The organism is Maribacter taeanensis (assembly GCF_047345145.1).
Lineage (GTDB): Bacteria > Bacteroidota > Bacteroidia > Flavobacteriales > Flavobacteriaceae > Maribacter_C.
The window spans coordinates 1-17,605 of sequence record NZ_JBLFER010000002.1; the positions used below are offsets into that span (position 1 = coordinate 1).

General features: G+C 35.0%; 23 protein-coding genes. 15 read left to right on the forward strand and 8 right to left on the reverse strand.

The features are described 5' to 3' along the window. Positions 1-144 precede the first annotated feature (144 nt). The 7 genes from ACKWCD_RS05865 to ACKWCD_RS05895 all read left to right on the forward strand — a co-directional run bounded on the left by ACKWCD_RS05865 (position 145) and on the right by ACKWCD_RS05895 (position 5,345). Positions 145-702 carry a hypothetical protein gene (locus ACKWCD_RS05865; RefSeq protein WP_413983014.1) on the forward strand — a complete coding sequence of 186 codons (558 nt, stop codon included), beginning with the start codon at positions 145-147 and terminating at the stop codon, positions 700-702. 217 nt (positions 703-919) lie between these two features. Then, a complete protein-coding gene (locus ACKWCD_RS05870) occupies positions 920-1,588 on the forward strand; it encodes a hypothetical protein (RefSeq protein ID WP_413983015.1) in 669 nt (222 codons plus the stop codon). Positions 1,589-1,797: 209 nt separating this feature from the next. Continuing rightward, a complete protein-coding gene (locus ACKWCD_RS05875; RefSeq protein ID WP_413983016.1) occupies positions 1,798-2,295 on the forward strand; it encodes a hypothetical protein in 498 nt (165 codons plus the stop codon). A gap of 243 nt (positions 2,296-2,538) precedes the next feature. Beyond that, positions 2,539-3,720 (forward strand): porin family protein, encoded by a 1,182-nt coding sequence (locus ACKWCD_RS05880; protein ID WP_413983017.1) that lies wholly within the window; start codon positions 2,539-2,541, stop codon positions 3,718-3,720. 211 nt (positions 3,721-3,931) lie between these two features. Beyond that, a complete protein-coding gene (locus ACKWCD_RS05885) occupies positions 3,932-4,390 on the forward strand; it encodes a hypothetical protein (protein ID WP_413983018.1) in 459 nt (152 codons plus the stop codon). 130 nt (positions 4,391-4,520) lie between these two features. Continuing rightward, complete coding sequence (locus tag ACKWCD_RS05890; RefSeq protein WP_413983019.1) at positions 4,521-4,685, forward strand: hypothetical protein; 165 nt, start codon at positions 4,521-4,523, stop codon at positions 4,683-4,685. A 207-nt stretch (positions 4,686-4,892) separates the two neighbouring features. Further along, positions 4,893-5,345 carry a hypothetical protein gene (locus ACKWCD_RS05895; RefSeq protein WP_413983020.1) on the forward strand — a complete coding sequence of 151 codons (453 nt, stop codon included), beginning with the start codon at positions 4,893-4,895 and terminating at the stop codon, positions 5,343-5,345. 76 nt (positions 5,346-5,421) lie between these two features. On the opposite strand, the gene ACKWCD_RS05900 is transcribed toward ACKWCD_RS05895, so the two are convergent. The 6 genes from ACKWCD_RS05900 to ACKWCD_RS05925 form a co-directional block, all read right to left on the reverse strand. After that, positions 5,422-5,727, reverse strand: coding sequence for a hypothetical protein (locus tag ACKWCD_RS05900; protein WP_413983021.1), 306 nt, complete (start codon positions 5,725-5,727; stop codon positions 5,422-5,424). A gap of 219 nt (positions 5,728-5,946) precedes the next feature. Next, positions 5,947-7,488, reverse strand: a complete 1,542-nt coding sequence (locus ACKWCD_RS05905; RefSeq protein ID WP_413983022.1) for a DUF4301 family protein — start codon at positions 7,486-7,488, stop codon at positions 5,947-5,949. Further along, complete coding sequence (locus tag ACKWCD_RS05910; protein ID WP_413983023.1) at positions 7,485-8,048, reverse strand: AAA family ATPase; 564 nt, start codon at positions 8,046-8,048, stop codon at positions 7,485-7,487. The genes ACKWCD_RS05905 and ACKWCD_RS05910 overlap by 4 nt, the downstream gene beginning before the upstream one ends. After that, positions 8,003-8,641 carry a nicotinamide riboside transporter PnuC gene (gene pnuC / locus ACKWCD_RS05915; RefSeq protein ID WP_413983024.1) on the reverse strand — a complete coding sequence of 213 codons (639 nt, stop codon included), beginning with the start codon at positions 8,639-8,641 and terminating at the stop codon, positions 8,003-8,005. The genes ACKWCD_RS05910 and pnuC overlap by 46 nt, the downstream gene beginning before the upstream one ends. Then, on the reverse strand, positions 8,625-8,885 hold the full coding sequence (locus ACKWCD_RS05920) for a hypothetical protein (protein WP_413983025.1): 261 nt from the start codon (positions 8,883-8,885) through the stop codon (positions 8,625-8,627). Before ACKWCD_RS05920 ends, pnuC begins: the two co-directional genes overlap by 17 nt. A gap of 48 nt (positions 8,886-8,933) precedes the next feature. After that, positions 8,934-9,575, reverse strand: a complete 642-nt coding sequence (locus tag ACKWCD_RS05925) for a 4'-phosphopantetheinyl transferase family protein (RefSeq protein WP_413983026.1) — start codon at positions 9,573-9,575, stop codon at positions 8,934-8,936. Between the two features lie 85 nt (positions 9,576-9,660). On the opposite strand from ACKWCD_RS05925, the gene ahcY reads away from it, so the two are divergent. From ahcY to ACKWCD_RS05960, 7 genes are all read left to right on the forward strand, one after another. Next, positions 9,661-10,977 (forward strand): adenosylhomocysteinase, encoded by a 1,317-nt coding sequence (gene ahcY / locus ACKWCD_RS05930; protein WP_413983027.1) that lies wholly within the window; start codon positions 9,661-9,663, stop codon positions 10,975-10,977. 348 nt (positions 10,978-11,325) lie between these two features. After that, positions 11,326-11,547: a hypothetical protein gene (locus tag ACKWCD_RS05935; protein ID WP_413983028.1), complete on the forward strand. Its 222-nt coding sequence runs from the start codon at positions 11,326-11,328 to the stop codon at positions 11,545-11,547. Positions 11,548-11,591: 44 nt separating this feature from the next. Continuing rightward, positions 11,592-12,134 (forward strand): glutathione peroxidase, encoded by a 543-nt coding sequence (locus ACKWCD_RS05940; protein ID WP_413983029.1) that lies wholly within the window; start codon positions 11,592-11,594, stop codon positions 12,132-12,134. Positions 12,135-12,186: 52 nt separating this feature from the next. Beyond that, positions 12,187-12,594: a DUF2452 domain-containing protein gene (locus ACKWCD_RS05945; protein WP_413983030.1), complete on the forward strand. Its 408-nt coding sequence runs from the start codon at positions 12,187-12,189 to the stop codon at positions 12,592-12,594. Next, entirely contained in the window at positions 12,595-13,236 is a 642-nt protein-coding gene (locus ACKWCD_RS05950) for a flavin reductase family protein (protein ID WP_413983031.1), read from the forward strand. After that, positions 13,233-13,643, forward strand: a complete 411-nt coding sequence (locus ACKWCD_RS05955; protein WP_413983032.1) for a hypothetical protein — start codon at positions 13,233-13,235, stop codon at positions 13,641-13,643. Before ACKWCD_RS05950 ends, ACKWCD_RS05955 begins: the two co-directional genes overlap by 4 nt. Before the next feature lie 52 nt (positions 13,644-13,695). Then, complete coding sequence (locus ACKWCD_RS05960; protein ID WP_413983033.1) at positions 13,696-14,799, forward strand: SDR family oxidoreductase; 1,104 nt, start codon at positions 13,696-13,698, stop codon at positions 14,797-14,799. Positions 14,800-14,944: 145 nt separating this feature from the next. Here the strand turns inward: ACKWCD_RS05960 and rpmA are convergent, their stop codons facing one another. Then, positions 14,945-15,205, reverse strand: coding sequence for a 50S ribosomal protein L27 (gene rpmA, locus ACKWCD_RS05965; protein WP_413983034.1), 261 nt, complete (start codon positions 15,203-15,205; stop codon positions 14,945-14,947). A 54-nt stretch (positions 15,206-15,259) separates the two neighbouring features. Then, positions 15,260-15,961 (reverse strand): 50S ribosomal protein L21, encoded by a 702-nt coding sequence (gene rplU / locus ACKWCD_RS05970; protein ID WP_413983035.1) that lies wholly within the window; start codon positions 15,959-15,961, stop codon positions 15,260-15,262. A gap of 318 nt (positions 15,962-16,279) precedes the next feature. On the opposite strand from rplU, the gene ACKWCD_RS05975 reads away from it, so the two are divergent. Further along, positions 16,280-17,602, forward strand: coding sequence for a M16 family metallopeptidase (locus tag ACKWCD_RS05975; RefSeq protein WP_413983036.1), 1,323 nt, complete (start codon positions 16,280-16,282; stop codon positions 17,600-17,602). Positions 17,603-17,605 lie beyond the last annotated feature (3 nt).

The window sequence follows — 17,605 nt, forward strand, 5'->3', positions numbered from 1 at the left end:
CAAAATCTTTTGGATTTTGCTCTGGACAGGAAAAAGTAAATCAAAACAAAAAGATTTCGCTATGTGCGTGGCGGAAAGCAAACGCTAGTTTGACCCCGTACTGTTCATAGCTCAACCGTTGTACACAATTTAAAATCATCATTATTGAAATACCAAAAAAGTTTATTTATTCTCATTTTTATTTTTGGGATTAGTTGTTCATCCTATAAATCAAACCTGCATCGGACTGGACAAAAAAATGAAATTATTGAAAATGCAATAATGGATTTTTTAAGCACCAATTCTTATAGAAACAAAAGCAATGCTTTTCAAATTGAATATCTGGATTTTAATGAAAACATAGCAACAGTTACAATCGATGCAATTATCGGAAAAGAACTACTTCTGCAAAAACCGGACACTATTGGAAATAGGAGTAAATGGTTTCCATCAAAATTTCGGGAAAAGAAAAACAAACTTTTTGTCGAAGTTGATTCCAGTCATGGTTTAAGCCGAGAAACAATTTCAAAAATGTCAGAATATGGCATCTTAGACTCAACAAAAGTAAAAACTGGACAAGCTACACTATTCAAAATCGATGAATCATGGAAACAGACTCATTATTTCTTTTGTAAAAGTAATATCACTAATTATAGAAGTTTAAAAAGTACTGCTGTATTAGGTCAGGACACAAGAATAGAGGAATTCAAATGTTCGGAATAAAAACTGTGTACAACAAAACCTATAAACAATACGGGCTTCGAGCTTAAACGAAAGGTTTGTGTATTTTTATGATGTCCGCAAAATCTTTTGGATTTTGCTCTGGACAAAGAAAAAATAAATCAAAACAAAAAGATTTCGCTATGTGCGTGACGGAAAGCAAACGCCAGTTTGCTCCCGTACTGTTCATAGCTCAACCGTTAGGCACAATCTTAAACCAATGAAATTCCCTCTACTCTACTCCATGTTTTTGACATTTGTGACTTGTCTCGGACAAAGCTCTCAAACGGATTTGAAACCATATTTTTCGGAATCTCAAATTATGGACTTGAATCTGATTGCGGACTTTTTTCAAAGTGAGCTTTGTGGGGATAAGGACCATGCAAAATATGGAAAATGTATGAAGGATTTGGTGCCGAAAATTACTGACTTAGAAGATAATTTCATTGAGAAAAACATTAGTTATCGAAAACAAAAAAGGCTTTATCGAACAATTTCCAAAAGCACATTTGAAAAAATATGGGCTATATGTAAAGGCACTAGATTGAATGAACCTGTTTATAAATACGAAAGTCTTTGTTTTAGCGGCAACCAAAAATTTACTGATTTTGTGCTTGAACTGGGAAAAACAAGTGGTTACTTAATAAATTACGGACAAACTCTTCAGAGCGGATTAGGAAATGGAAATTACATTGCAAATAACATTATCGATTTTCCGCTATCTATGAATATAGAGGACAGAGGAGTTCAAATCATATTTGCAATTCATTATTTAACCCTAAATGATAATCTAAAAAGGGACAAAAAATTAACTCGTTTATCGAAACGCGATTTGAGAAAACTCAACAGAACGGCAAAAAAAACTGTGCCTAACAAAACCTATAATTAATTGCTACGGATTTTTCCATCGGAAATCACGCGCAAAAAGCTATCTTTAGGTTCGGCTGCCCCGAGGCCTCGGGGTTCGGACGAATCACAGCAACTAATCATAGCCGAACCGTTAGACAACATATGAAATTACCTTCTACCATATTGATAATTTGCAGTTTTTTGTTTTACCTAAAAGCCAATTCTCAAATGACATCAAACAAATTTGAAATGGAATTTGAAAAAGGAATAGAACAAGAAAATCCTGAATATTATAAAGGACTAAAAACTATTCTCAAAGAATTTCAAGAACATTTGATTTCAAAACATATAATCGACAATTCTGATTTTAAAAATTACGCTGAACTTTTGGACAAAATTAGTGTTGATAAGGACAAGGAATATGAGATTGAATATAATATTAGTGATTCGCTGCAAAAGCTTGCGAAAGGACTTAACTATGAAGGACCTTCTCCTGAAAGTTTTGTAAAAGGAATGAAATACCTCAATGCAACAGATTCAAAAAGTTTTCTTTTTAATGAGAAAGTTTCAGAACTGATTCGAAAAAAAGAAGAGTACAATCGGTCTGTTGTCGCGACCATTTTGCTCGAAATCTACGATGAAAATGACTTCGAACTACCGATGATAAAATTGAAGTTTTTTCGTTTCCTAGACCCAAACTCCAACTTTGTCGTTACTACATACATGGGTAAGCCAAATCTGGAATAAATACGGTGCCTAACAATGCCTAAACGTAATGCGGAGTTTAGGGCTAAAACGAAAGGTCTGTGTATATTTATAATGTCGCTAAATCTTTGGGATTTAGCTTTGGACAAAAAAAAGAAAAAGCAAAACCAAAAGCTCTAGCTTCGTGCGCAGACGGAAACGAAAAGTCTCCTTACCTCCGCCCTACTTTTCTTATACTAGACCGTTATGAAATATTTACACATTATAGAAACAAACTAATAAATAATGAAAAAACAACTATTACTTCTTATAACATTGATTTTAAGCTATAATTGCTATACTCAAATTTCTTTTGAAAAAGGATATTTCATTGATAATAACGGAAATAGAATCGATTGCTTAATTGAAAATATTGATTGGAAAAATAACCCTACTGAATTCAAATATAAACTTTCCGAAAATTCAAAATCCAAGAAAGCAACTTTAACAATGGTTAAGGAATTTAGTATTCAAAATTTTTCTAAATATGTTCGAGGTAATGTTGAAATTGATAGATCTTCTAGTATTTTGAACCAATTGAGTTCCGTAAGAAATCCTGTTTTAAAAAAAGAAACACTTTTTTTAAAAATTCTAGTAGAAGGTAAATCCAACTTATATCATTATGAAGATGGTAATCTAATTAGGTTTTTTTTTAGTAAGAACGACTCTAACGTAATCGAACAACTAATTTTCAAGTATTATCTAACCTCTAATAATTTTCGTGCAGAAAATAACCGGTTCAAACAACAAATAATAAATAACTTAAAATGTAATTCAATTTCATCTAAGAACATTGAAAAAACCAAGTATGATAATGAAGATTTAATACATGTCTTTATTCAATATAATCAGTGTATGGATTCTGATTTTATTAATTATTATGAAAAGGAGAAAAGGGACTTATTTAATTTTAATCTTCGACCCGGGGTAAACATTTCTTCATTAAATGTAACTAATCAGGCAAATATCTTTAGAAATGTAGATTTTGGAAACAAATTTGGATTTAGGTTTGGGCTTGAGGGGGAAATTATCATGCCTTTTAACAAAAATAAATGGGCTATTATTGTTGAGCCTACATACCAACAATTTAGTTCTGAAGAAGAATCACCAATTAGTGCGGTTGATTATAAGTCAATTGAAATTCCTTTGGGGATAAGACATTATTTTTTTCTTAATGAAAACTCTAAGTTTTTCATTAACGGTTCATATGTTCTAGACAACGTATTAAACTCCAAAATATCCTACTCAAATACTGATTTTGAGATTACGAAATCAACTAACTTAGCATTTGGAATTGGCTATAAACAAAAAGACAAATATAGTTTGGAACTTAGATATCATACAAGCAGAAACATATTAAGTAGTTTATTTTTTTTTAGTTCCGACTACAACGCACTTTCAATAATATTTGGATATTCATTGTTCTAAAAAAACATTTCATAACAAAACCTATAAACAATACGGGCTTAGGTTTTAAACGCCGAGGATTGTATATTTTTATTAGGTCGCGCAATCTTTGGATTTCGCTTTGATACAAAAAAAGAAAAAAAACCATAAGCTTTAGCTCGTGCGCAACGAAAACGAAAAGTTTTCTTGCCTCCGCATTACTCTTAACCCAGCCGTTGACAAATATTTTAACATGAAGAAAGAAATATATTTAAAAATGCTCATTTGCGTACTTATATTCAACAGCTGTTCTGATGATAATGAGGAAACAGGCCCAATAGGGAGTTGGAACTCAATAAGTATTATTCTAACAAACCCTTTTGATTTTGATGGAGATGGGATTGAGGACAATGATGCAAAAGCTGAGCTGCCATGTTTAAATCATAGTTTTGTGCTTAACTCAGATGGAACAGGACAATACACTTCTAATTTAGCAAGTTTGGCACCGCAACCTTCTACATCACTTTATACTTGTTCTCTAGAATTTACCAATTCAATTGAATGGACCGAATCTAATGGGACAATTTCAATTATTGGGACTCAATCAGATGTGGCCTTTCAAATTAATATTATAGACAATAATTCATTAGAAAGGATATTACTAGGTTTCAATGATATAGAGGAAGGAAGAATAATTTTTAAAAGACAATAAAAACATTTGCCAACAAACCTCGAATCAATACGGGTATTGGTGCTTGACTAAAAGTTTAAAGTGGTTTTAACCAAGTCCGTCAAATCTTTTTGATTTAGCTTTAAAATGAAAATATAAAACAACCAACATAATGAAAGACATTTTCAACTTAAAGAATATCAAAATGGGATTAGGATTCGCAGCCGGATTTCTTATTTATGACTACTTTGTTCATGGCGAACTAAATTGGATTGCGGCTGTAGTAACAGCAATTATAATGGCAGCATTAATGCCTCTTTTTTATAAAAACAAATAACCTTGGGGCAAGCCCAGAAGGCATTAGAAGTAAAATTAACATGGTATTTTCTAAGAGTAAATCATGCCCAAAAAGCATCAAATGTTTCTGCTACATTGTAATTCAGATGAACTACAGCAGCCCATTTAAACAGAGACTATCAATTGCTCAAAAAAATGTACTCACGCAACTTTTATGAAAAAAATCATCTATTTATAAAAGACAAAAATGAGACGCTTAACACTCATTGTAATACTTCTTATTACCCATTTTCTGCAGTTTTCTTGTTCTGAAGAAAACCAAGAACCAATTTCCGCACTTTGCGATCATTTAGTGATTGTCGATAGCAATATATTTCAAAACAGGTCTGATGATGATGGAACAGGTCGGAATGCATTCGAAATCATTAACGCAGAAATAAATAATGACTGTTTATCATTAACTATTCAATCTGGTGGATGTAACAATGGCACTTGGCACTTAGATTTGGTTGATGCTGATAGAGTCGCAGAAACGGCCATTCCGCAAAGAGACCTTAAAGTATTTCTTGATAATACAGAGCTTTGCAATGCACTTACTACGATGACCATATCATTTGAGTTAACACCGCTAAGAATAAATGACAAACTAATCATACTCAATTTGGAAAAATGGGGTGAGCAACTTGAATATCGATATTAGAAAACCAAACTAAAAAGTCCGGCCAATTGGCCAGACTTTTCAAAACTAAACTAACTCAAAATTGTAAGCCGCTACCCTACATTTCAATCCAGTTACCTTCAGCATCAGCGTAAAGCTCAAGAGCTTCACCATCTTCTTTGGCAACTTCTAACTTGTACTGAGATGCCTCATTTACATAAGCTTTAGAGATCGTAGCTCCTGGATGAGCAACCTCTAAAGCAGCTGTAATTGCTTCTGGCAATTCTTCGATTGCGATTTCAGCGAAAGCATCTTGAGCTTCCATTACTTCAGTTGCAACCTCAGCTACAGCTGTTTCCTCTTCTTGTGCGAAAGCAGTCATGGTACCTAAAGACAACGCTGCTACTAAAAATACTTTTTTCATTTTAATGTGTTTTAAAAATTAATATGCATTTGTTTTGTTATTACCAATAGAGGGAAAATGATGCCATCGCAGGAGCAATTCATCAAATGAATATAAATATTTGATTATCAGATAATTAAATCTATTGTATTTTAATTAACAGATGTATAGCAGTGTGTAATAAATTCTAAAAGTGTGTAAGATTTACACACTTTTAGCCCAGTCTGTCTGGTACTATATTTAGCTTACTTGATGTGAAGGTTTTAGCAAGTCGTTTACGGTTTTCACCGGATTGAAAGTCAAAAGAGGTACTTCTACAAAAATGGTGTTCCAAAACGCCATTGCGCCGTTCCAAAGTCCGGGAAGTTCCAAAGCCTTTAGCTCCTTTCCATCTTTTGTTTTTCCAGTTATAAAACCTTGTTTTGGGTCGACAAAATTCAGAAGATTATATTTCTCCCCTTTGTAGTTTCGAACCCCACAAACCAAGTCTACAGGATTAAAATGGGTTGCTTGTGCAACAATATCTTTTTGACTTTGATTAGAAGTATCCATCTGGGCTGATTCAACAATCTGCAACGAGATTCGATTGCTACTGTCTTTAATCCAGAAAGGTCCACCACCCGGTTCGCCTTCATTCTTCACCATTCCGCAGATACGAATAGGTCTATTGATTTTATCCTTCAGTACTTTCATCTGTTCATCAGCCGTAAACGATTCATAGGTATTCGAAAACCGAACGTTGAGCTCCTTCTCTAAAAATTGCTTGATGTCTGCAATCTGTTCTTCACTAATCTTATGTGCGTCTAAAAGTTTGGCATACATGAATGCTTTTTGTTGTACATGCAATAGTACTCCCGCAAGAACTTTTTTGCTTCTTGTAACACCATCAAAATTTTCAGGAACTACTACATTATCAATGTTCTTAATAAAAATGACATCTGCATTCTGCTCATTGAGGTTTTCAATGAGTGCGCCATGACCTCCTGGTCTAAATAATAGAGAGCCGTCAGAATTACGGAAAGGCTTGTTTTCCATATCCACGGCAAGGGTATCGGTAGAAGATTTTTGATACGAATATCCAATATCAAAACCTGTGTCAGTAGCCTTCGAAATTCGATCTTCTATTCTATTGAGTTCCTTTCCAAACAACTCTGTATGCTGCTCTGAAATGGTAAAATGTATTTTCGCTTTGTTTCCTGTTTTAGCATATGCAGCACCTTCTTTTAAATGCTCTTCAAAAGGGGTTACGGCTTGATTAGGGTATTTATGAAAGGGAAGAAGTCCTTTAGGAAAAAATCCGTAGTTAAGACCTTCTTCAGACAATAGTTCATTTACGAATAGGTGTAAGGCCCCTCCTTCAGATATTGATTTTCCAGAAATTTTATCCTTTAGGATATCGTAAAACGGAAAATCTTCTAGACGTTCTGAAAAGACTTTCAAATCTTTGTCTTCAGTGCGAGAGAAATAGTCACTAAGGTTTTCTTCGGATGGATTATAGGCATCAAGAAAATTAAAAAGTGCTTTAAACATTCGGGAAGCTGCACCAGATGCTGGCACAAATTTTAACAACGACAAGCTTGTTCTCAATTTATCAAAGTCTGCAATTAAGTCCTCTTCTTCATGAGCAGAGAATTTAGAAATACCCTCTCCTATTACAGCTGCTTTTTCAAGATGCACAAACGGAATTCCATCACGGAAAATTTCCAATTGGTCACGAACTTTGTCTTTTGATATACCTTTTGCTCGCAGTTGTTCTAAATCTTCTTCTGAAAGTAAGCTCATTTTTTCAATAGTTTGTCAATGTGTTCTACGGACTTATTTAATCGGGTCTTTTTATCACCAGTTAAAGTAATAAAATTTCGATTGTATTTTTTTAGAGTGTCTTTAAAATACAAAAACATTCGTTCACGTTCATTGGGTTTGTCTCTTAAGTCATCACCAACCCATGGCACATCAATATCAGTGAGCAGGTATAGATCATAAGTGTTTTGCAAAGCATACTTCTCTAATATAGGATCACAATGACCTACATAATACGCTTCTGAATATACTTTGGTCTCTAACAAATCGGTATCACATATCAGAACTCTGGTTGCTTTTTTGGCCAGATCATTTTCCATTCGCATTTGTCCTTCAGCGATTGGCAAAAGATCATGCGGTTCACAGGTCTTGCGTTCATTATTCCATTTATTCTGTAAATATTCGCGTGCATATTCAGGCACCCAAACCGTATTATAATGTCTTGCTAGCTGCTCAGACAATGTGGTTTTGCCCGTAGATTCTGGTCCAAACAATACTACTTTAATAATGTCTCTGGACTCTTGTTTAAATTTTTCTTCCATGAAGAATATCCGTAAAAGGCAATTATAGTTAACAAAAAGAATAGAATAGAACTAAATATAAGCCCTTTGAACCAATAAAGAGGGACGGTTATCACATTCCCAGCAATCCAATATATCCAATTCTCTAATTTCTTCTTGGCCATTAACCACATTCCCACAAAAAAGATTGCTGTTGTTAAAGTATCAACATAATCCGTCCATACATTAAATCGATTGGAAAGCAGATAGACAATTGAAACGAAGATAATCGTGGCAAGAAATAATAAAACGGACCATTTCTTCTCTTTTGAACTTGTTAAAGTTATCGGTATAAAGTGGGTGGCATCGACTTTTCTCGTCCAAGCATACCAACCAATGATACTCATTACAAAATAATAGGCGTTTATGAGCATGTCACCTAGAAGTCCGTATTCCAATAAAATATAGGCCATTATTCCGGTTCCAATTATTCCAGTAGGAAATACTAAAATGTTCTCGCGTTTCGAATAGATGACACTCAATAAACTAAAAAGCACACTGATGAATTCCAATACTACTAAATGAGTAGGTACACCTTCGTATTGAGAAAAAATCCAATCAAAAATTTGGCTCATATTCGCTTCGGTCAGATTTGACAATTTTCATGTAAAGTAAGCCTTTATCCATCAATTCAAATGCTACTTTTATTTCAGCCTGAAGTATTTTCATAACCGTTTCGTAATCACCAAATACCTGAGTACTCAATGGGTTTTCTAAAATGGTAAGTTCTGATGCACGTAGTTTTTTGATGAAATTTATAATGTGTTCTTCGAAGTCATTTTGAAGAGGAGAAAAAGTAAGTTCTACAGATATGTTCATATTAATTAGTTGATGGTTGATCGTAAAATTACTACTAACTGACAATTCTCAACTTTCAGCTTGACGAATCGCGTAGACACAGGTAAAGCCTTCAAATTCTAGAAAACTGATTTCAAAGTTAGTCGTATTGCCTTGATATAAGACCTCACCGGTTGTGAAATCATTCATAAGCGAAAAGTCTTTGATAACGATATGATGAAAAAAGCTTAATCCTCTCTCAGCATAAATTTTATACAATGATTCTTTACAGCCCCAAACTACAGTCAATTTTCGTATCAAAGCTTCGGTATTTGCGATAGTTCGATATTCTTCTATGGGTGTAAATTTATGCGCAATTCTAAGGATCTTATCTCGCTGCATTTCAATATCAATTCCTACCTCATTAGAACTGCTAACGATAATACCTGTAAACTGATTGGAATGGGTAATCGAAATATGATTTCCATCTTTTAAATGTGGTTTTCCCGCTTCATCATAGAATAAGTCTGCATCAACATAACCAGCCTCAGCCATGAGGTGACGAATGCTCAAAAACCCTTTTCGATGCATTTCAGATTTCATTCCATCCATTCGTCCTTGACAATGGGGAGTCAATTGAATACCCTTAGCAAGTTCATTTTCAGATTCTTCAATCTTCCAGATATACACCTTGATTGATGAGCTTACCGTTAATGTATTGTAAAGAGGCATTTTATTATTCTGGTATTTTGTACCTTTGCGGCTGCGATATTGCGCAGAGAATTGCTAATAACGAAAGTAAAAAATAAAAAAGAATATGAGCACAGAAACTATTCCATACGTTCCCTACAAAGTGAAAGATATTTCATTAGCAGATTGGGGAAGAAAGGAAATTAATTTAGCCGAGGCCGAAATGCCAGGTTTGATAGCTCTTCGTGAAGAATATGGTGATGAGCAACCTTTAAAAGGAGCCCGAATTGCAGGCTGTTTACATATGACCATTCAAACAGCTGTTTTAATCGAAACTTTGGTTGCCTTAGGTGCTGATGTTACTTGGAGCTCATGTAATATCTTTTCTACTCAAGATCATGCGGCAGCGGCAATTGCAGCAGCTGGAATTCCTGTTTATGCCTGGAAAGGAATGAATGAGGAGGAATTTGATTGGTGTATTGAACAAACCTTATTTTTCGGAGAAAATCGTGAGCCTTTAAACATGATTTTAGATGATGGCGGTGATTTGACAAATATGGTTTTAGATCGTTATCCTGCTCTTACCGATGCTATCAAAGGTCTTTCTGAAGAGACTACAACAGGGGTTCACCGTTTATATGAGCGGGTGAAAAATGGAACGCTTCCGATGCCAGCCATCAACGTGAATGATTCTGTTACAAAGTCTAAATTTGATAATAAATACGGATGTCGAGAAAGTGCTGTAGATGCTATTCGAAGAGCTACAGATACCATGCTTGCCGGAAAACGTGTTGTAGTTGCTGGTTATGGTGATGTAGGTAAAGGTACGGCAGCTTCTTTCCAAGGTGCGGGTGCGATTGTAACTGTTACAGAAATCGATCCTATCTGTGCATTACAAGCTTGTATGGATGGTTTTGAAGTAAAAAAATTAGAAAATGTTGTTGGCAAAGCTGATGTTGTAATCACAACAACAGGTAACAAAGACATTATTCAAGGGCAGCACTTTAAAGCGATGCGAGACAAAGTAATCGTTTGTAACATCGGCCACTTTGATAATGAGATTGACATGGCTTGGTTGAATGGGAATTATGGAGATACTAAGGATGAAATCAAACCCCAAGTGGATAAATATACCATTGATGGTAAAGACATTATTGTTCTTGCAGAAGGTCGTTTAGTGAATTTAGGATGTGCTACAGGTCACCCAAGTTTTGTCATGAGTAATTCGTTTACTAACCAAACCCTAGCACAAATCGAGCTTTGGAAGAATAGTGACAACTATAAAAACGAAGTTTATATGTTGCCTAAGCATTTAGATGAGAAAGTTGCCAAATTACACTTGTCTCGTTTGGGTGCCGAACTCACCGAGTTGCGAAATGATCAAGCAGAGTATATTGGTGTTACTGTTGAAGGGCCTTTTAAGCCAGAATATTACAGATATTAAAAAAAATCTTATTGTATTCACGAACCCCTTCTGGCAACAGTTGGGGTTTTGTTTACTTTGTAAGTATAATTAGAGCAAAATTCCTGAATTTTAATACGTTAAAGTCTTGTTATTTTGTTTAACAATTATTTAAAATTGATAAACGTTTAGTATATTTCCAACTAACTCAAATCAAAAAAATCCTAAAAACTTAGTTATTAGAGCTTTTTCAAGAAGATTTGGAGCTAAAAGGATTAATAAAATGGCGGAATAGGAATTAGTTATCCAACATGTGGTAAAATTCAAATGATTTTACATACATTTCCGCTTTGATTATTAGTATTTAAAATTTATTAGAAAATTTAGTATATGGATTTAATGGAACGCGTTGCGGAATTCGAGGGACGTAAAATGTCCGGAATGACAACAAGTGATAGAGTAAGCTCCTCAAGAGAGGTTAAAGCTTTGATTCTAGAAATCAACGAAATTTATAAAGAAACGAAGGAAGTCGAACTTATGGATACCATGAAGCGACTTACTGTGCTTAAGAAAAAAATTGAAAAGCGTTTGAAAGGAAACCCTACTATCTAAATGGGTTTTGCACAATAGATAGGTTTCTACTTAAAAATTTGAAGATGAAGTTCTTAGATAAGTTAAAGTTCAAGTCATCTTCAAAAACGATTCAAGTAAAAAATAATTTAAATAGGTCTTCTATTTATTCCATTCCTGTGAATGGCTTAGATGGAAGACCTATTTCTTTATCTGATTTTAAAGGAAAGTACGTGCTATTTGTAAATGTGGCTTCTAAATGCGGATTTACCCCACAATACAAAGAGCTACAAAGTCTTCAAACCGAATTTCAAAATAAATTGGTCGTTGTAGGGTTACCATGCAATCAATTTGCCAATCAAGAATCGGATGACGCAGCTAAAATTCAATCCTTTTGTGAGCGAAATTTTGGAGTTACTTTTCCGCTTAGCGAGAAGCTTCACGTAAAAGGTTCTAAACAGCATCCGTTATACCAATGGTTGACTAAAAAAGAACTCAACGGAAAAAGTAATAGTTCTGTTAAGTGGAATTTTCAAAAATACCTCATCAACGAAAAAGGAGAATTCGTAGATTTTTTCTATTCTATTACTAAACCCAATAGTTCAAAAATTACAAAATATCTCAAGTAAATAACCTCTGGGCAAACCTGGGAAGCATTGAAGAAAAATTAAGTTAAAGGGCATGAACAAAAAGAAGAAACCTGATAACGTTGTATTTGATGAAGATTCTCAACAATATAATGCCTCACTGAAGCCTTACGCTACAGATGTTGGTGCACCTGCAATTACCACCACAGATACCGTAGCATGGAAAAATAGAAATATTCACGCGGTTAATAAACAAATAAATGCCAAATACCTTGAACTAAAAGCGGAATATGACGCCATGATGGATCAGTTCGAATACAACAATTTGGTCTACAGCGCCAAATTCAATTTTGAACCTGTTATTGGTTACACCTACCACCTTTATCGCAATAAAAACGAGGAAGCTTTCTTATCGGTTATTGCACCTAACGAGTGTAATTTTGACTTTTTGGGAACTTTCAAATTGAATGCTGATAAGATGTGGGAACAAATTAAAGACTAAATGCAGTATTCAAAACAAGATATTGATCAGATGGATCGCATTCAGAAGATCAAATTCATCAATTCTATTTCAGGGATAAAACCCGCTAATCTAATTGGTAGTGTATCTAATAGCGGACAGGTTAATTTGGCTATTTTTAGTTCTGTTTTCCACTTGGGTAGTGACCCGGCTTTACTAGGTTTCATTACAAGGCCAACGGGAGAAATTCCGCGTCATACTCTTGAAAACATCAAAGAAAACAAACAATATACCATCAATCATGTCAACTCTTCTTTTACCGAAAAAGCGCATTATACATCGGCAAAATTCGAGAGGGGCCAGTCTGAATTTAAAATTTGTGGCCTTACCGAAGAGTACATCGGTGATTTCAAAGCTCCTTTCGTAAAAGAAAGTGGAATCAAGATGGGTATGGAATTCAAGGAAGCAATCGATATTAAGCTAAACGGAACCATTTTAGTAATTGGCGAAATTCAACATCTCATTATTCCTGAAAAAGCTCTCGGAGAAGATGAAGACATCGATTTATCCAACATTAATACTGTTGGTATTTCAGGGCTGAACACTTACTACGAACTAAAAAAAATATCGCGTTATCCTTATGCGCGAGTGAATCAGATTCCAGATTTTGATGCTGAAATATGACTGTTGAATTGCTGCGCTTGTTATTTGATTTCGGACTCCTAGTACTGATTTGGTTGGTTCAGTTGGTAGTTTACCCCGGTTTTCAATATTACAATGCAGAGAACCTTTTAAAATGGCACCAGAAATATACCATTGGAATATCTGTTGTAGTTATACCACTAATGTTTGGTCAATTAATCACTGCGGTGCTTTTGCTATTTGAACTAAAAACAATCTTCACCATTGGAAGTCTTTTCTTAATAAGTATGGTTTGGGCGATTACCTTTTTGCAATTTGTTCCCCTGCATCGTAAAATAGCCGTCGGTGAATTCGATAATACACTTTTAAAAAAATTGGTCAGAAGAAATTGGTCAAGAACCCTCATTTGGACAGTGATTTTTATATGGACTTTTCTTACATCCCTTTAAATTCTTGTATCTTACAGTTACTTTGACAAAAGAATTAACACCCCGCTGAAAAATGAAAATTATACTTACAGGAGCTACGGGAACATTGGGTTCACGAATTCTATTTTCGTTACTAGAGCAAAAGTTCGATCAAATTGACAGCGTCTATTTACCCGTTAGAGGTAAAGCAGCAACCCACCCCGAAACACGCATTCGAAATATGTTGTCAAGCCAGAACATTCCCGAATTTATTCAAAATAATAGGAGTGCTATTGCCCATAAAATAAAAGTTATAGATGCCAAAAACATTCTTGAACCGACTTCTTATTTACAGGATGAAAATATAGACTACTTTATTCACTCTGCTGGTTATGTAAATCTATCAACCGACCCAGCGGCTAAAAAAGAAGTTTTTAAAGAGAATTTTGAGTTTACAAAAGACATTTTTAAAGCCTATAGCAATCGTATAAATAAGTTTGTTTACATAAGTACTGCTTTTTCCTTTGGTGATATCGGTGGTATTGTCAAAAATGATTACGTAGACAACGATACCGGAAATTATCGAAATCACTACGAGGCAGCCAAACATGCTTCTGAAAAGTATCTGCTTGAAAAAAGTAAAACAGAAAATCTTCCTGTTCAAATATTACGACCCAGTGTTCTCGGTGGTAATATTGAAGAAGCACCGAATTTTTTCATCTCAAAGTATATGGTTTTCTATCTATTTGCTAAATTCTTCTATAACAACAAATCTAAAGATGGAATTCGTATCGCTACTGACAGCGCAACTGGACTAAATATTATTCCTACCGACTATGCGGCTAATGTGATCGTAAAAGTTCTTGAGACCAATATTCAACAATTGAATATTGTGCATGCTGAAGAGACAAACATGATGAAAGGTATTGTTCAAGTTTTAGACGCCGTAGGCTTTTCAAATTTTAGCTTCACAGATGAGCAAATTACAACTGCAACCGGTTTTGCTTCTAAACTTGAAGAATTCTATTACGAAACTATTGGTGTGCATCTTCACCCCTATTTGAATTCAAAACCTAGCGAATGGGATACTACTCTTTTAGAAAGTATTCTACCAATGCCCAAGTATAACTTGGAAGATTACTTAATGCAAACTGTATCGTTTGCAAAAGCAGCGAATTTTCGAAATCAGAAATGGTAATTGATTCAATTCTCTTTCATCAAACACATCCATTTTGTTAAGTTAAATGAAGCTTGCATTTCATTAGAAACAGAAACAACCTCGTATAAAAAAGCCCTCTTCATTTCTGAAGAGGGCTTTTCTAATATGATTGACAAAATGTTTCTTAAGCCTCAAATGGCTCAATAGAAACATAAGACTTTCCGCCTGCTTTCTTTGTGAATTTTACAAGTCCGTCAACACGGGCGTGTAATGTATGGTCTTTACCTAAATACACATTCTCACCTGGGTTGTGCTTGGTACCACGTTGTCTTACGATGATGTTACCTGCAATTGCAGCTTGACCACCAAAAATCTTTACACCTAAGCGTTTCGATTCTGACTCTCTACCGTTTTTCGAACTACCTACACCTTTTTTGTGTGCCATGATATATTGTTTATACCCCGAACTAGTTTCAGGGTCTGGTTATTAATTCTGAACTTACGCTTTTCCGCCGTCTAATTCGTCTTGCCATTTCTTCAACTCATCCCATTTACCATCAGCTGCTAACTTAGCTTGTGCTGGCCACGTATCAGTCACGTGATTTCCACGAACGTCTGCGATGATTTCAGAAATTTTTGCTGGTTTTGCTTTTGCTAAATCTGCAAAAGTTGCTATACCTGCTTCGATTAAAGTAGTGGCGATTTTTGGACCAATACCTTCAATCTTTTTCAAATCGTCAGCTTTAGCGGGTTTTGCTTTTGGAGCTGCAGCTTTTTTTGGTGCTGCGGCTTTTGGAGCTGCTTTTACTTTTGGAGCTTCAACCTTAGGAGCAGCTTCTTTTTTCGGAGCGGCTTTCCTTGGAGCTTCTGCTTTCGCTTTTTTAGCGCCTTTAGCAACGATGCTTTCGATTACGATTTCAGTCAATGACTGACGGTGACCGTTTTTCTTACGGTACCCTTTACGTCTTTTCTTGTGAAAGACGATTACTTTGTCACCTCTAAGGTGCTTAATGACTTTAGCCTCAACAGCGGCTCCGTCTATAGCTGGGGCGCCAATAGTTACGTTCTTTCCGTCGTCTAAAAGAAGTACATTGTTAAAAGTTACCTTTTTACCTTCTTCTGTTTGCAAACGGTGAACATATACTTTTTGGTCTTTCGCAACTTTAAATTGCTGCCCTGCCATCTCTACAATTGCGTACATAGCGTGTATATGATTTAAATTTCCTCGATAATCGAGATTAATTGCTCAAATTTTCTTTAAGCGGATGCAAATATAAGTGTAAATGAGTAATCTACAAGGGATTTGACAAGATTTTAAGTTGTTTTTTATACTCCTCCTTTTTAATCTTGAAAAAGCAGTTCCATGATCTTTCTTTTTTTGCCGCGTTTACTTCTAAAATTACTGTTAAATAATGTAAGGCTAATTTATGATGCTACTAAAAAAAAATTATATTAGCCGTAACACAAATATCTAAAAAGACACTAACCATAGGTATTTGATCAAGTAAACACAATTTATATGAAACGAAAATTACTAGTGGCCCTTCCTCTTTTCTTAATGGGATGGGTGACACAAGCCCAAGAAGTGGCTTACGAAGAATATGACTTAGACAATGGTCTACATGTTATACTACATCAAGACAACACGGCACCTTTGGTAACAACTTCAGTGATGTATCACGTTGGCGGAAAAGATAGAACCGAGGGTCGTACAGGTTTTGCTCATTTTTTTGAACATCTTCTTTTTGAAGGCACAAAGAATATAGGTAAAGGAGAGTGGTTCAAAATTGTTTCTTCCAATGGTGGAAAAAACAATGCAAACACTTCCCAAGACAGAACGTATTACTACGAAGTATTTCCATCAAATAATTTACAACTTGGTTTGTGGTTAGAGTCTGAACGCATGCTTCATCCCATTATTGATCAATCAGGAATCGATACACAACAAGAGGTGGTAAAAGAAGAGAAAAGACTTCGTTATGATAATAGTCCCTATGGGCAGTTCCTTTATGCCATTGGAAAAAACTTATTTAAGGTACATCCTTACAAAGATCCTAATATTGGGTACATGGCTGATTTAGATGCTGCCACCCTTGAAGATGTTACGGCGTATAACAAAAAGTACTATGTGCCTAATAATGCGGTATTGGTAGTAGCAGGTGATTTTGAAAAAGCAAACGCTAAAAAAATGATTGCTGATTATTTCTCGGGAATTCCTAAGGGAGAAGATATCGTTCGCAGCTTTCCCAAAGAAGAACCGATTTCTGAGGAAATGAAGGCGACTTTTTACGACCCGAACATTCAAATTCCTGCCTCTATGATTGCATATCGAACACCCGGTTTCACTGAAAGGGAAGCTTATGTTTTAGATATGGTTTCAACGTATCTAAGCGACGGAAGAAGTTCAAAATTATATAAGAAAATGGTAGATGATCAAAAGCAGGCCTTACAGGTAGGTGCTTTCAATATTGGCCAAGAAGACTACAGCATGTACGTCGTTTTCGCTCTCCCCGTCGGAGAAACGACATTAGATGTTTTAAACACAGAAATGGAAGAAGAAATCGCTAAAGTGCGCTCAGAACTTATTTCTGAAAGTGATTATCAAAAACTACTGAATAAGTTTGAAAATCAGTTTGTTAATTCGAATTCAAGTGTTGAAGGTATTGCAAATTCATTGGCTCGATATCATATGCTTTATGGAGATACTTCTTTGATTAACAAAGAAATAGAAATATACCGCTCAATTACTAGAGAGGAAATCAAAGAAGTAGCTAGCAAATTTTTAAATCAAAACCAACGCTTGGTGCTCTCATATTTACCAGAGGATACTACTCAAAACTAGAAC